Source organism: Asanoa hainanensis (assembly GCF_900188485.1).
In the GTDB taxonomy this organism is placed as follows: domain Bacteria; phylum Actinomycetota; class Actinomycetes; order Mycobacteriales; family Micromonosporaceae; genus Asanoa; species Asanoa hainanensis.
On the sequence record NZ_FZPH01000010.1, the window covers coordinates 131,964 to 146,403 of the forward strand.

Here is a 14,440-nt window from a genome sequence, read left to right on the forward strand (position 1 = left end):
ACCAGCGAAGTGATGCGGGGGGCGTTCAACACGCTAAGGCGTACCCGAGAAGATCAGTTGACCTTGATCTTGACGGAGGTGCCGTTCTCCGAGACAACCTTGATCTTCACGCCGACGGCCGGCAGCTTGACGCCGTGGTTCGGCAGCGCCGGGTCGAAGTAGTTCTTGGTGTCGTCGAACAGCGGGTTGGCCTCAGGTCCGCGGACGTACATGGCCTGGTCGAAGTGGTGCACGGTGAACGAGTCGGCCTTGCGGAGGCTGAACGGCGCGTCGTAGATCTGGACCCGGGTGCGCCACGGCTGGCCGTCGAGGCGGTACAGGGTCTTCGGACGGGCGTCGACGTAGAGGTTGAGACCCTCACCCGGGTGCTCACTCACGTTGTTGTCGCCCTGCGAGGTGTCCCAGTAGGAGACCAGCAGACCCGTCTGGTACGGGAAGTGGTCCACTCGGTCCTCGGTCGGCCGGTTGAAGTAGTACGGGCCGTACTGCAGGTACTTGTCGTAGCTGACGTACGTCCGCCAACCGGCGATGTAGTAGTGCGGGTGCTGGGTGATGAACGTCGACTGGATGTTCTGGAAGCCGTCGACCGTCCAGCCCATGTTGCCGGCCGCGTCGCCGTCGGCGAACACCGAGGTGCCGCCGTTGGTGATCGCGATCTTGTCAACGAACAGGCCGTTCGGCACGTCGTTGCCCGGGTTGCCGCGCTGAGCCGGGTCGGTCTCGTAGCGGAACCGCAGGCTGATCGTCTTGCTGGCGAACGCCGACAGGTCGAACGTGGCGTCGGTGTAGGTCTCCTGGAGACCGTCGATGCCGAAGCCACCCTCGGCCTCGGGGGCGTTGGTGATGTTGCCCTGGATCGGGACGAAGCCGGCGCCGGAGTCGACCTCGACGTACGCGAAGTCGCACGGGTCCGGACCGCAGTCCTCGATGTCCCAGCGGGCCTTGAAGGTCAGCGTGGACGTGCCGGCGGGCAGCGTGACCTGACGCGTCAGCGTGTGTGCGGCCGCGTTGGTCAGGTCGTCAGCGTCGCCGCTCCACCACTGGTACGAGCCGTCGGCGGCGGGGCCGACCTGGTGTACGACGTCCTTGAGGCCCAGCGGAACGACCAGGGCCTGCGGCTTGTCGGAGTTGTACTCCTCAGGGCCGAGGGTCCAGGTGTCCTTGACGCCGGCGGGGGTGACGACGTAGTCGAGCCAGCCGAGCTGGAGCTTGTTCCAGGCGCCCAGGTCGCCGGCGCGGTCGCCGATGAACTGCTCGCCCTTCGCGCCGAGGCGGCTCTGCGCCATCAGCGTCCAGTACTCGTTCGGGTTGTCGCCCGCGCCGGTCGTGTCGTAGTCGTCCGGCAGGCCCAGGTCGTGCGAGTACTCGTGGTAGAAGACGCTGCGACCACCGTTTTCCGGCTGGATCGTGTAGTCGTAGATCCACACGCCACTGGTGCCGATCTGCGTGCCGCCGATCGGGAAGTTGATCGGGCCCTGGCCGGTGCCCTGGAAGGCCGCCCAGCGGTGGCTCCAGATGGCGTCCTCACCCTGGTGCGGGTCACCGTCGGCCTGGTCGCCGCCGGAGTGGACGATCTGGAAGTGGTCGATGTAGCCGTCGGGCTCGTTGAAGTCGCCGTCACCGTCGTAGTCGTAACGGTCCCACTCGTCGAAGCTCTTCAGCTCGGCGTTGACCTCGGCGGCCGGGCGGCCCTTGGCGATCTCGCCGTTGTACCACGCGTTGGCGGCGTCGGCGATCAGCGCCCAGGTGTTGGAGCAGACGTTGCCGCCGCACGGGTAACCGTTGGACCGGCCGTAGCGGGCCTCGTTGTAGGGCACCTTCACCCAGTTGGTGACCGTGCCGTCGACGGTGTAGCGACCCGACGACTGCGTCTCCATGTACTGCTTGAGCGACTCGTCGTTCTTGCCGGTGCCGAAGTACAGCTTCTGGAAGTGGGCCTGGTTGAAGTCCGCCTGCCAGATCGTGGAGTTGTCGACCGCCCGGTTGGGTGCCGGGATCGCGTTGTGCAGCGGACCCTCGAACGTGGTCGGACCAGCGATGGCCGGGGCCGTGTCCTGGTCCGGGTAGTTCGGGTGCCGCTGGTTGCCGAACTCCGTCAGGATCACGAAGATCTTGTCGGTCTTCTCCCGCTGCAGTTCGACGTACTGGTCGACCTTGGCCTTGCCGGTCCGCTTCTGGGCCGCCTTGCTCAGGTCCTTCTGACCGACCTTGACGACCTTGCTGCCGTTGACCATCTGCGGCTGGGCCTTGCCGGCGATGACGTCCTGGATCGCACCGTCGCGGAGTTCGCGACGCTTCGACTCGAGCGGGTTGGACAGCTCGTCCGAGACCAGTTGGGGCTCGGACTGCGTGGGGGCTTTCGCCGCCGCCACTGGCGACTGGCCGAGCGCCGCACCGCTCAGCGCGAAGCTGGTTGTCGTCGCGGCCAGCGACAGACCCAGCAGCCCCACTGCGACTTTGCGCACGTGGATACCTCCGGTATGAGGGAGCCGTCCTCGGGGGGTAACGGGGACGGACGAACCAGCCCTTAATAAGGGGCCAATGAGGAAACTAAGCATTACTGAGCCAGGAGGGAAGCGGGACGCGTCGATTTATTTCAAAAATCTTCGCGGCGCGGACACTCACCGTCACATCGACGCCCGCGACCTGCACGCGAAAGCGGGCGAGCCCCGTACAGGGCTCGCCCGCTCAGCGTGTCGGACCGGTATTTACTCGTCGTCGGATTTGGCCGACTTCATGCCATCCGAGATGAGATCCATAACTGTCGAATCCTGCAAAGTGGTCACATCGCCGAGCGACCGGTGTTCGGCCACGTCGCGGAGCAGGCGGCGCATGATTTTCCCGGAACGGGTCTTCGGCAACTCGGCCACCAGCATGATCTGCCGGGGCTTCGCGATCGGGCCGAGGGTCTTGGCCACGTGGTCGCGAAGCTCCTTGATCAGTGCCTCGCCGGCCTCGCCTTCGGTGTCGACGGAGCCGCGCGGGATGGTGAACGCGACGATCGCCTGGCCGGTCGTCGGGTCGGTCGCGCCGACCACCGCCGCCTCGGCCACCGACGGGTGCGACACCAACGCGGACTCGACCTCGGTGGTCGAGATGTTGTGCCCCGACACCAGCATCACGTCGTCGACGCGGCCGAGCAGCCACAGGTCGCCGTCGTCGTCCTTCTTGGCGCCGTCACCCGCGAAGTACATGCCCTGGAAACGGCTCCAGTAGGTGTCGACGAAGCGCTGGTCGTCGCCCCAGATCGTGCGCAGCATCGACGGCCACGGCTCGCGCAGCACCAGGAAGCCACCACCGCCGTTCGGCACGCTGTTGCCCTCGTCGTCGACCACGTCGGCGCTGATGCCCGGCAGTGGCCGCATCGCACTGCCCGGCTTCGCCGCCGTGACGCCGGGCAGCGGCGAGATCATGATGGCGCCGGTCTCGGTCTGCCACCACGTGTCGACGACGGGCGTGTTGTCGTGGCCGATGTTCTTCCGGTACCACATCCACGCCTCGGGGTTGATCGGCTCGCCGACCGAGCCGAGCACCCGCAGCGACGACAGGTTGGCCGCCGCCGGGAACTCGTCGCCCCACTTCATCATGGTGCGGATCAACGTCGGCGCCGTGTAAAGAATGGTAACGCCGTACTTGTCGACGATGTCCCAGAACCGTCCTTTGTGGGGAGTGTCCGGCGTGCCCTCGTACATCACCTGGGTCGCGCCGTTGGAGAGCGGCCCGTACACGATGTAGGAGTGGCCCGTCACCCAGCCGATGTCGGCGGTGCACCAGTAGACGTCGGTCTCGGGCTTCAGGTCGAAGACCGCATGATGCGTGTACGAGGCCTGCGTCAGATAGCCGCCGGTGGTGTGCAGGATCCCCTTGGGCTTGGCCGTCGTGCCGCTCGTGTAGAGGATGAACAGCGGGTGCTCGGCGTCGAACGGCTGCGCCTCGTGCTCGGTGCTCGCCGTCTCGACGGTCTCGTGCCACCACAGGTCCCGCTCGCCCCAGGCGACGTCCTGCCCGGTGCGGCGCACGACCAGCACGTGCTCGATCGTCGGGCACTGGGCGACGGCCTCGTCGACGATGGTCTTGAGCCCGGACGGCTTCCCACGCCGGTAGCCACCGTCGGCGGTGATCACCACCTTGGCACTGGCGTCCTGGATCCGGCCGGAGAGCGCGTCGGCGGAGAAGCCCCCGAACACCACGCTGTGCGTCGCGCCGATGCGGGCGCAGGCCAGCATGGCCACCGCCGCCTCGGGGATCATCGGCAGGTAGATCGCGACCCGGTCGCCGGCGCGTACCCCCAGCTCGGTCAAGGCGTTGGCCGCCTGGCAGGTCAGCGCGTGCAGGTCCGCGTAGGTCAGGGTGCGGGTGTCGCCCGGCTCGCCCTCCCAGTGGATGGCGACCTTGTCACCCTTGCCGGCCGCGACATGGCGATCGAGACAGTTGTACGCCACGTTGAGCTCGCCGCCGACGAACCACTTCGCGAACGGCGGGTTGGACCAGTCGAGCACCTGGTCCCACTCCCGGGCCCAGTCGAGCCGCTGCGCCTGCTTCGCCCAGAACGCCAACCGGTCGGCGCTCGCCTCTTCGTAGGCGTCGGCCTTGACGTTGGCCGCGTCCGCGAGCGCTGCCGGTGGCTCGAAACGTCGGTTCTCCTGAAGCAAGTTCGCCAAGGTCTCGCTCATCGTCACGCTCCCTGCGCAGGGGTTGGGGTCTGTGGAGGAATCTAGTGTCCGGGCCGCCTGGGCTGGGAGGGGTCGGTGGGGCACGGCGCGCGCCGAGTGGACCCGCCCGCGCGCCGGTTGGAAACGGCAGCGTCCGTACGTGCTCGAATCCTGCCACTACCGCGCGCTTTCGCGCAGCCTGCGTACGCTCCGCTAGCGTTGCCGTCGTGACCGCTCTCGCTGATCCGCTCGCGCCACTGCTGGCGCTCGCCGACGTGCAGGATGCCGTCGGGCAGGCCCGCGCCGCCGCCGATGCCGCGATGCGACATCGCGCGCTGCGCCGACAGGGCGGGGTGGTCGCGGCCGAGGCCAGCTTGCGGTCCGCGGTCGCTTCGGCGGCTTTGGAGGGGTACGCGCATGATCGTGAGCTGGTCCGCTCCGGCGTGGTGACCGACACCGTGGTGCAGGGCTGCCTGCGGGTCGCAGCGGCGCTTCCGTCGCTGGTCGACACGTGGACCAAGGCGCCCCGGCAGGTGCTGGCGCGGCTACACGTGCTGGCGGCGCGAGGCTCGGTGCCCGTGTCCGCGCTCGGTCATCCGCTCGACCCGGCCGCGGGGCCGCGGCTGGACGCGTTGGCGGCGCTGGTCGCCGGTGGGACGTCGGCGCCGCCACTGGTGCTGGCGGCCGTCGTACACGGTGAGCTGTTGGCCCTTCGTCCCTTTGCCGGTGTGCCCGGTGTGGTGGCGCGCGCCGCTGCCCGGTTGACGTTGATGTCGTCGGGGTTCGACCCGCGTGGGCTGATCGCGCCCGAGGTGGGGCATCTGGCGCGGGAGCCGGAGTACGTCGGTGCGGCGGGTGCGTTCGCGACCGGCACCCCGGACGGGGTGCGCTCGTGGTTGCGGCATTGCGCTTCGGCGGTCTCGCTGGGTGCTGCCAACCTCGAAGAGGTGGCCGAACAGACGTGGACGGCGCCTCAGTCCTGAGGCGCCGTCACTCACGTCCGGCCGGGTTACCAAGCGTGCACCTTAGTCGTCGTCGGCGGTCGCAAGCGGCGATCCGCCGGGACGTGCCTGCCGCGGCTGGTCGCGCGTGGGTGCCCGGTGGCCGTGCACGGAGCCCTTCGTGAGTTGGGGTCCGCATCCCCTTTTCTACGCCGATGACCGCTTGATCGGAACCCTTTGACGGGCGGTTTGACCTGGACGTGTCGCGGAGTGCTTTGGGCTGGTCACTACGCGATGCTGGTCGGTTGCTATGCCGTGCTCGGGGCCGTGCGGGTGCGGCGGTGGCGGCCGTACCAGGCGATGCCGATCGCGACACCGACCCCGACGCCGATCGCGGCGGCGGCGACCGGGACGGCCGGGCGTTCGCGCAGCCTTCTGCCGATCGGGATCGGGTGGCGGAACTCGAGCACCGGCCAGTTGTTCTCCGTGGCCAGGCGGCGCAGCGCGCGGGGCGGGTTGACGGCGCTCGGGTGGCCGACGCATTCGAGCAGCGGGATGTCGGAGGTCGAGTCGGAGTAGGCGTAGCAGTCGGCCAGGTCGTAGCCGCGCTCCTTGGCCAGCGCCGTCACCGCGTCGACCTTGGCCGAGCCGGCCGCGTAGAACTCGACCTGGCCGTTGTAGCGGCCGTCGGTGACGCCCATCCGGGTCGCGATCACGTCGGTGATGCCGAGCAGGGCGCCGATCGGCTTGACGATCTCCTCGCCGGAGGCGGAGACCAGCACCACGTCGCGGCCCGCCGACTGGTGCTCGTCGATCAAGGCCGCGGCCTCGGCGTAGATGTACGGGTTGATCAGCTCGTGCAGCGTCTCGGTGACGATCTGCCCGACCTGGTCGACCGGCCAGCCCTTGCAGAGGGTAGCCAGGTAGTCACGAATCCGCGCCATCGACTGGTCGTCGGTGCCACCGAGACGGAACATCAGCTGCGCGTACGCCGATTTCACCACATCACGGCGCGTGATGAGGCCGTCACGGTAGAACGGCCGGCCAAAGGCCAAGGCACTCGACTTGGCGATGACGGTCTTGTCCAGATCGAAAAACGCGGCGCTCCGGCCCACGATCGAAAGTCTAATGTGCGGCGCGAAACGTGCTGCCCCTACCGGGGTGCGACATCTACCGCATAGCCTGGTACAACTGGGTACCGCCCCCAGGGCGCGGCGACGGATGTCACGGATCTCCATCGGCGTGTCGTGCGAGTTGGGGCAAACGCCACTCGACGCGCACCGCGCATATCAGGCATGCTAGTTGAGACACGATTTCCAGTCGTGTTTCCGACCCTCGGCGGTTGCACCCCCCGTAACCGCTGAGTGGGTTCGGCTCGACCCCCCCGGAGCCGAACCTTAGGCGACCCCCGTCTCCCCCCGACGGGGGTCGTCGTTTTTTCGTCCGTCCTCTGTGTCCCCCCGGCGTCCCGCTGCTTAGCAGATCGTTCTTTGGCGTGGCGGGTTGTCCACAGGTTCTGGGTTATCCACAGCGGTTGGCTTTGGCCTGGCTTGGCCACGTCACGGCGTCGGAAGGTGTGCGGGTCCTGTTCCCGCTCCTTCGTTGGAGGCCTTCCGATGCCTGCCCGACCTGGTTTCCGGCTGCCACTGGTCGTGACGGCCGACGCCGATCTGCTCGACGACCTGTTGCGGATCGCAGCCGCCGCCGGCGCCGAGGTCGACGTCGCGCCCGACCCGGCCGCCGCCCGGCCGCGCTGGTCCCGGGCGCCGTTCGTCCTAGTCGGGGCCGATCAGGGCGCGGCGTGCGTGCGCGCCCGGCTGCCGCGTCGCCAACACCTGGTGCTCGTCGGCCCGGCCTGGGAGCTCGCCGAGCCGCTCGGCGCGGAATACGTGCTGCGGCTGCCCGAAGCCGAGGAGTGGCTCTTGCGGCGGCTCGGCGGGCTGTTCGCATCCGGCGCCGGGCGGGTCGTCGCGGTGCTCGGCGGGCGCGGCGGTGCCGGCGCGAGTGTGCTGGCCGGGGCGTTGGCGGTGGTCGCGGCGCGCGACGGGCGCCGCACCCTGCTGGTCGACGCCGACCCGCTGGGCGGCGGCCTCGACCTGATCCTCGGCTGGGAGGGCCTCGACGGCTTGCGCTGGCCCGGGTTGGCCGAGACCGACGGCCAACTCGATCCGCAGGCGTTGGTCCGTTCGCTGCCACAGCGTGGCGATCTGGTCATGGTCTCCTTCGACCGGGGCGAGCCACTGCCACTACCCGCCCCCGCGATGACCGCCGTGCTCGACGCCGGCCGGCGGGCGTGCGACGTGGTGGTGGTCGACCTGCCCCGCCGCCTCGACGAAGCGGCGGTCGCCGCGCTGCAGGGCGCCGACCACACGCTGCTCGTCGTGCCGGCCGAGCTGCGCGCGACGGCCGCGGCCACCCAGGTCGCCAAGGCGGCCGCGCTGCACTGCTCGTCGGTGTCCGTGGTGGTGCGCGGCCCGGCGCCAGGCAACCTGTCGGCGCTCGAGGTGGCCCGGTCGGTGGGCTTTCCCCTGACCGGCGTGCTGCTGCCGCCCGAGCCGGGGTTGGCCAAGGGCCTGGAGCACGGTGAGGCGCCGGCTGTCGGTGGCCGTGGGCCGCTCGCGGACCTGTGCCGGGTGGTTCTCGCTGAGCTCCTCGGCAAGGCTGCGGAGGTGGCGGCATGACCGCGGCGTTGCCGGCCAACCCGCCGCCGTTCGGCCGGACCTCCCACGAGGAGCTGGCCGGTCGGGTGCGCCGGCGGTTCGCCGCGAGTCGCGACGAGGTCAGCCCGGCCGCGGTCGTCGCCGCGGTACGCGACAACGGCGGCCCGGTGCTCGGCGACCGCGACGTGCTGCGGCTCGCCGCCCGGGTGCACGACGAGTTGGTCGGTGTGGGCCCGCTGGGTCCGTTGCTGGCCGACCCGTCGGTCACCGACGTGCTGGTCAACGCCACCGAGGTCTGGGCCGACCGGGGCAACGGGCTCCACCGCGAACGGGTCACGCTCTCCTCGGCCGACTGGGTCCGGCGGTTGGCCGTCCGGCTCGTCGGCGTTGCTGGCCGGCGGCTCGACGACGGATCGCCCTATGCCGACGCGATCCTGCCCGACGGCACGCGGTTGCACGCCGTGCTGCCTCCGGTGGCCACAAACGGCCCGTATCTGTCGTTGCGCACTTTCCGGCGTCGGCCGTACACGCTGGGCGATCTGGTGGCTCGGGACACCGTGCCGGCGCCGGTCGCCGACCTGCTCGCCGCGATCGTGGCGGCCCGGCTGGCGTACCTGGTGATCGGCGGCGCCGGCTCCGGCAAGACCACGCTGCTCAACACGCTGATCGAGCTCGTGCCCCGCCACGAACGGATCGTGCTGGTCGAAGACGCGGCGGAGCTGCGACCGGCCCATCCCCACGTGGTCGGCCTCCAATGCAAGGTGTCCAACGTGGAGGGAGCAGGTCAGGTCGAGCTGACCGACCTGGTCCGCCAGGCGTTGCGAATGCGGCCGGACCGCCTGGTGGTCGGCGAATGCCGGGGCGCCGAGATCGTCGACCTGTTGCGAGCGCTCAACACCGGCCACGAGGGCGGCGCGGGCACGTTGCACGCCAACGCGATCGCCGACGTGCCGGCGCGGTTGGAGGCGCTCGGCCTGCTGGGCGGGCTGCCCCGGGTGGCGCTGCACGCCCAGGCCGCGGCGGCCCTGCAGGTGGTGCTGCAGATGCGGCGGACCGATTCCGGCCGGGTCCTGGAGACGGTCGGACTGGTCGCGGCCGAGGGCCCGGACCGGTTCGTGACCGTGCGGCCGGCCTGGGAGCGGTCGACCGGCGTGGGCGTCGCGGCGGGTGAGCTGGGGTCGTTGCTGGCGGCGCGCGGCGTCCGCGTTCCGGATCTGTTGTGGCCAGGTGCGCGGTGAGGGCCCGACGCTTGCGCCGCCGCCAACGGTTGGTGCTGTCACCCCCGCCTGCTGCGGCCCCCGGTGGTCCTTCGTTTCGGCTGCCCGTGGGTTCGGTTCTTGGCGGGCGGCTGGCCTTTCCGTTGGGCTTCGGCGTCGCGGCCGCGGCCGGCTACCTGGCTGCCGGGGTGGTCTCCGCTCTTGCCCTGGGCGCTTACGGCGTGGTCGCGGTGTTCTTCTTGCGACGACGCCGGACTGCCGCGGCTCGCCGCGCGGCAAGGTCCGCGCTGTTGGACCGCTTGACCGGCCTTGCCGCCGACCTCCGGGCCGGGCTCCCGGCCAACGCCGCCCTGGCGGCCTTCGCCCCGCCACCCGACAGCCCGATCACGCGGGCGTGGTCAGCGGTGACGCTGGGCGAACGCGCTGATCGGCCGACGAACGCTCCTGCGGCGGAGTTCGCCTCTGACGGTTTGGTCAGGCGGGTGTGTTCGGCGGCGAGGTTGGCCAAACGCCCTGGCCGGCCGGCGAATGCGCCTGCGGCGGAGTTCGCTTCACCGCGCGGTCAGGCGTGGTCGACGGAAACGTTGGCCGAGCGCATGGGCCCGGCCGACGCTGCTTCGGCCGATGTCGCCGCACTGCGGGACGGTTTGGTCGGGCGCGCCTGGTCGGCGGCGAGGTTGGCCGAGCGCACCGATCATCCGGCCAACGCCGCTTTGGCCGACGTCGTCCGACCGCACGACCCGCTTGCCAGGCTGGCTCGGTCGGCCGTGACCTTGGCCGAACGCACCGGTGCGCCCTTGGCCGATCTGGTCGACCGCATCGAGGCCGATGCGCGCGCCGGAGATCGCGCTCGGGACGCTGCCGCCGCCCAGGCCGCTGGTGCGCAGGCCACGGCCCTGCTGCTGGCCGCCTTGCCGTTGGGCGGGTTGCTGCTGGGCTACGCGATCGGGTCCGACCCCATCGCGGTCCTGCTGCACACGCCGTTGGGCGCGCTGTGCGCGCTCGGAGCGGTCGCGTTGCAGATCCTCGGCCTGGCCTGGTCGCAACGCCTGCAACCGAGGTTGTCGTGAACCGTCTGCGTCGACCGACCGCGCGGCGCCGGCTGGCGCGCCTCGCGTCCGCGCCCCCGACCCGGCGTCGTCCGTCGCCCGCGAAGGTCGGCGCGGTCGCGACGGCGGCCGCCACGGCGGTGATCGTCGACGGGTGGTGGGGCGTGGCGTTGGCGGTGCCCGCGGCGGCAGTCGCCTACCGGGTCATCGGTCGTCTGGAACCCGCCGAGGTCAAGCGAATGCGGCTCCGCGAAGAGTCGGAGGCGCCCATCTGCGCCGACCTGCTGGCCGCCGCCCTGCTCGCGGGCGCACCGGTCGACGTGGCGGTGCACGGGGTGGCCGAGGCCCTCGGCGGACCGTTGCGGGAGCGCCTGACGACGGTAGGCCGCTCGTTGCGATTGGGCGCTGAGCCCGTCGAGGCCTGGAACCACCTGGCCGGAATGCCCGGCGGCGACCGGATCGCGGCGGCGGCCGTCCGCTCGTCAGCAAGCGGTGCGGCCCTGGCCGGCGCGCTGACCCGGCTGGCCGACGACCTACGCGCCGACCGAGCGGTGGCGCTGGAGGCAGCCGCCCGGCGCGCGGGCGTGCTGATCGTGCTGCCGCTCGGGCTCTGCTTCCTGCCGGCCTTCATCCTCGCCGGTCTCGTACCGGTGATCGTCGCCATCCTCGGCGACGTCCTCTGACCTCCTGAAAGGAGCATTTGGCATGCGCACACTCCTGGCCCGGCTGAGCGCCGACGACGGGATGACCACCGCGGAGTACGCGGTCGGCACCCTCGCCGCCGTCGCGTTCGCCGCCGGCCTGTTGAAGGTCGTCACCTCCGACAAGGTGATCGCGGCGCTTTCCGCGGTCATCAGCCGAGCGCTCGGCTGATGACGATGGCCCGTCTCATGCGACCCGCACCGGCGCGCCGACTCCCGAGCGGCGAACCTCCGACGCCGCCGGGAGTCCTCAGGGGCCGACGCGACCGTCTGCGGCCGCGGTGGACGGGCCGTGGCCGCGACCGCGGTTCGACAACGGCAGAGCTCGCAGCCGCCACACCGGCGTTGGCGCTGCTGCTCTTCGTCGGAGTCACCGCGGTCGCGGCCACCCAAACCAAACTCCAATGCGCCGACGCGGCCCGAGACGCGGCGTTGGCAGCGGCCCGAGGCCAAGAGGGCGGCCTGTCCGCGAACCGCACGGCCCCGGACGGCGCCACCATCACAATCTCGATCAACGGCGACGTCGTCACGGCCACGGTCCGCGCACCGGCCCGCGTGGTCGGCACCCGCCTACCACCGATCGAGGTGTCGGCCACCGCGGTAGCGGCCCGCGAGCCCGAAGAGGCGGAAATCCCATGGTGACCGGGTCTGCTCCGCGCCAGGCCTGGCCGGCGCCGCTGAAGCGGCGGGCCTTCGCGCCTCCCGATGAAGCCGATCCGCCGCGACGATCGTGCGTCGCGCTCAGCGATCGCGATATGTGGTCTCTATTTCGGCGGCTGGTCTTCGCGCTTTACGACGCGACGCGCGCCCCAGCCCGGCGGCGATCGGCCCTGGCGCCCGACCATCGTGACGCCGCGCGGTCCGCGATGCGGCGGCGATCGGCCCTGGCGCCCGACGATCGCGACGCTGCGCGGTCCGCGATGCGGTGGCGATCGGCCCTGGGCACCGTGCCGGGACTGGCGGTTCGGGATCGTGGTGCGGCGACCGTGTGGGTGCTTGGTGTTGGGCTGGCGTTCGTGCTGCTCGGGCTGGCCTGTGCGGCGGTCGGTGTGGCGGCGGTCGGTCGTCATCAGGCGCAGACCGCAGCCGACCTCGGTGCGCTCGCAGGTGCCGCGCGCACGTTGGAGGGACCGGACGCGGCCTGTGCCAGAGCCGCCGAGATCGCCGGCGCCAACGGCGGGCGGGTGAGCAGTTGCGTGGTGCACGGCTTCGGCGTGGTGGTGACGGTCGAGGTCGCGGTTCGACTACCGCCAAGGGGGTCGGTCCGGGTCGCGACGGCTCGCGCGCGGGCCGGTCCGGTCGGGTGGGCGTCGTGACGCGGGGGCGCACACGGATCCCGGCGCGAGCGCCACCACCCGCTGGGCGCGAGCGCTGCTGCGCCGCCGCCGCGCGATGGGGGTGAACGCCACCGCGCGCCGTCCGATTGAGGCGAACCCTACCGTGCCGCCGTCCGATTGGGGCGAGGCCTACCGCGCCGCCGTGCGCTGCGGGCGATTGCTACCGCGCCGCCGTGCGCAGGCGAGTCGGCATCCGGGCGTTGCCATGGCGGTGGTTGCGGTTCAGAGCGCGGCGGCCGGATCGCGGTAGGCGCGGGCGATGAGCGTGACCCAGTCGTAGACGGCGTTCTCGTTCGGTGCCAACGGACCCGGGACGAAATGGGGTGAGGACACACCACGTTGGACGGACTCGCACGCCGCCCAGTCCTGGCGGTTGGTCAGGTCCCAGAAATCTACGGCGTAAGCGGGGTCGGTGACCTCGTCCAGGAAGAGCCACTCGCAGGTGACGCGGGTGCGGTGCGGTGACAGCGGTTGGAGGAGGTGGGTCAGCACGTAGTCCGGATGCAGCGAGATGAGTAGGTTCGGGAAGAGGCCGAGGTACCGGACCAGGCGCTGGTCGACTCCCGGCAGCGCGGTGCCTTTCGAGCGGCCGTCCAGCGACATCGTTTCCGCGTGGTCGCGTAGGTCCATCGAGCCGCCGACCCAGGCCGCGCCTGGCTCGCGCCAGTTGTTGCCGGAGTTCGGTGGCGAGACCGCGCACAGTTCGGGGTGGATCAGCGGGCAGTGGTAGCACTCGTGGTAGTTCTCCGCGATGACCTTCCAGTTGGCCGCTACCTCGTAGTCGTGTCGGGCCTTGCTGACCAGCAGCTCGGGTCGGTACGGCTCGACGTGCGCGGCCAGTGTGCCGATGTGCGCGGTGAACGGCCGCGCGGTGCCGGTGGCGTTGACGAACAGCCAACCGTGCCAGTCGACGGTTGGCAGTTCGACCAACCCGTAGGCCGCACCGGCGAAGTCCGAGCCCATCCGCGGCGCCGTCCGCACGCGGCCGTCGAGGGCGTAGGACCAGCCGTGGTACGGGCAGAGCACCGCCGGCCGGTCAGCTACCTCGCCCTCGGCCAGCAACTCGTGGCCGCGGTGGCGGCACACGTTGGCGAAGGCACGTGGGGTGCCGGCTTCGAAGGTGAGCAGCACGCCGACGTCGCCGACCGTGACCGCGCGCTGGTTGCCGCCATCGGCGAGGGCGGCCGTGCGGCCGAGTGACACCCACGACCCGGCGAACAGGTGCCGCTGTTCCCAGGCGAACACGTGCTCGTCGACGTACGCGGCGGCCGGCAGCATGGTCGACTGCCCGAACGGACGGAGCGCGGGCTCCAGCGCGGAAGCCCCGATCGGCGCACCCACCATGCCGCCATCATCACCGACCGTCGCCCGGCGGGAAACCCGGGCGGCGGTAGGGGGTCAGGCCGCGGCGTCCTCGGCCGAGCGCTGTGCCAGCGCCGGGCGGGTCGGGGCGGCTTCGGTGTCGTGCGCCTGCTCGTCGCCGGCCGAGCCGTCCGTGCGGCTGGCGGGTACGACGGAGTGGGCGCCGCTCGCCCGACGGCGCTTGGCCGCCGGTGCCCCGGCGTGGTGGCCGTCGGCGACGGGCTGCTTCGTCGTGGCCAACTTCGCCCGCGCCCGCGGAACCCGCGCGCCAGCGGTTCCGGCCGCCGCCTCGGTCTGCGGCTCGCCGGCGGCTTTGACCGGCGCCTTCTTACGCTTCGCCGCGACTCGCCCACGCGAACTGGCCGACATAGCCGTGGCGGCGACGTCCGCTACAACAGCCGAGCCGCCGACGCCGGTCACCGTGCTCGCGTCGGTTGTCGCGCTGGGATCGGTCACGGGGACCGCGTCGGTTGTCGTGCCGGGATCGGTCATGGCGACGACGTCGGTTGTGGCGCCGGGAT

At 71.1% G+C, this 14,440-nt stretch carries 12 protein-coding genes and 1 pseudogene; 8 read left to right on the forward strand and 5 right to left on the reverse strand.

What is annotated here, in order from left to right; genetic code table 11:
- Nucleotides 1-53: 53 nt before the first annotated feature.
- Nucleotides 54-2,450, reverse strand: a complete 2,397-nt coding sequence (locus tag CHC05_RS23750) for an immune inhibitor A domain-containing protein (RefSeq protein WP_425426843.1) — start codon at nt 2,448-2,450, stop codon at nt 54-56.
- 258 nt (nt 2,451-2,708) lie between these two features.
- A complete protein-coding gene (gene acs, locus CHC05_RS23755) occupies nt 2,709-4,673 on the reverse strand; it encodes an acetate--CoA ligase (protein WP_089252799.1) in 1,965 nt (654 codons plus the stop codon).
- A 206-nt stretch (nt 4,674-4,879) separates the two neighbouring features.
- On the opposite strand from acs, the gene CHC05_RS23760 reads away from it, so the two are divergent.
- Nucleotides 4,880-5,635 (forward strand): Fic family protein, encoded by a 756-nt coding sequence (locus tag CHC05_RS23760; RefSeq protein ID WP_089252497.1) that lies wholly within the window; start codon nt 4,880-4,882, stop codon nt 5,633-5,635.
- Between the two features lie 266 nt (nt 5,636-5,901).
- Here the strand turns inward: CHC05_RS23760 and CHC05_RS23765 are convergent, their stop codons facing one another.
- Nucleotides 5,902-6,708, reverse strand: a complete 807-nt coding sequence (locus CHC05_RS23765; protein ID WP_089252499.1) for an HAD family hydrolase — start codon at nt 6,706-6,708, stop codon at nt 5,902-5,904.
- 501 nt (nt 6,709-7,209) lie between these two features.
- Between CHC05_RS23765 and ssd the strand changes: the two genes are divergently transcribed.
- The 7 genes and pseudogenes from ssd (at nt 7,210) to CHC05_RS42650 (ending at nt 12,536) form a co-directional block, all read left to right on the forward strand.
- On the forward strand, nt 7,210-8,274 hold the full coding sequence (gene ssd / locus CHC05_RS23770; RefSeq protein WP_089252501.1) for a septum site-determining protein Ssd: 1,065 nt from the start codon (nt 7,210-7,212) through the stop codon (nt 8,272-8,274).
- Nucleotides 8,271-9,491, forward strand: a complete 1,221-nt coding sequence (locus CHC05_RS23775; RefSeq protein WP_089252503.1) for a TadA family conjugal transfer-associated ATPase — start codon at nt 8,271-8,273, stop codon at nt 9,489-9,491. The genes ssd and CHC05_RS23775 overlap by 4 nt, the downstream gene beginning before the upstream one ends.
- Before the next feature lie 731 nt (nt 9,492-10,222).
- Nucleotides 10,223-10,540 (forward strand): annotated as a pseudogene (locus tag CHC05_RS23780) (hypothetical protein); the annotation flags it as partial.
- On the forward strand, nt 10,537-11,202 hold the full coding sequence (locus tag CHC05_RS23785) for a type II secretion system F family protein (protein ID WP_425426831.1): 666 nt from the start codon (nt 10,537-10,539) through the stop codon (nt 11,200-11,202). The pseudogene CHC05_RS23780 and the gene CHC05_RS23785, both read left to right, overlap by 4 nt.
- 22 nt (nt 11,203-11,224) lie before the next feature.
- Nucleotides 11,225-11,392: a DUF4244 domain-containing protein gene (locus tag CHC05_RS23790; RefSeq protein WP_089252505.1), complete on the forward strand. Its 168-nt coding sequence runs from the start codon at nt 11,225-11,227 to the stop codon at nt 11,390-11,392.
- Between the two features lie 98 nt (nt 11,393-11,490).
- The gene (locus tag CHC05_RS23795) at nt 11,491-11,862 is read left to right on the forward strand and encodes a TadE family type IV pilus minor pilin (protein ID WP_089252803.1); all 372 of its coding nucleotides are present in this window, start codon (nt 11,491-11,493) and stop codon (nt 11,860-11,862) included.
- Nucleotides 11,856-12,536 (forward strand): Rv3654c family TadE-like protein, encoded by a 681-nt coding sequence (locus CHC05_RS42650; protein WP_245871181.1) that lies wholly within the window; start codon nt 11,856-11,858, stop codon nt 12,534-12,536. The genes CHC05_RS23795 and CHC05_RS42650 overlap by 7 nt, the downstream gene beginning before the upstream one ends.
- A 243-nt stretch (nt 12,537-12,779) precedes the next feature.
- Here CHC05_RS42650 and CHC05_RS23805 read toward each other — a convergent pair whose 3' ends face one another.
- Both CHC05_RS23805 and CHC05_RS41625 read right to left on the reverse strand, forming a co-directional pair.
- Nucleotides 12,780-13,901 carry an aromatic ring-hydroxylating oxygenase subunit alpha gene (locus tag CHC05_RS23805; RefSeq protein ID WP_089252507.1) on the reverse strand — a complete coding sequence of 374 codons (1,122 nt, stop codon included), beginning with the start codon at nt 13,899-13,901 and terminating at the stop codon, nt 12,780-12,782.
- A gap of 54 nt (nt 13,902-13,955) precedes the next feature.
- The coding region (locus CHC05_RS41625; RefSeq protein ID WP_218824661.1) for a hypothetical protein at nt 13,956-14,440 on the reverse strand (485 nt) is incomplete at its 5' end.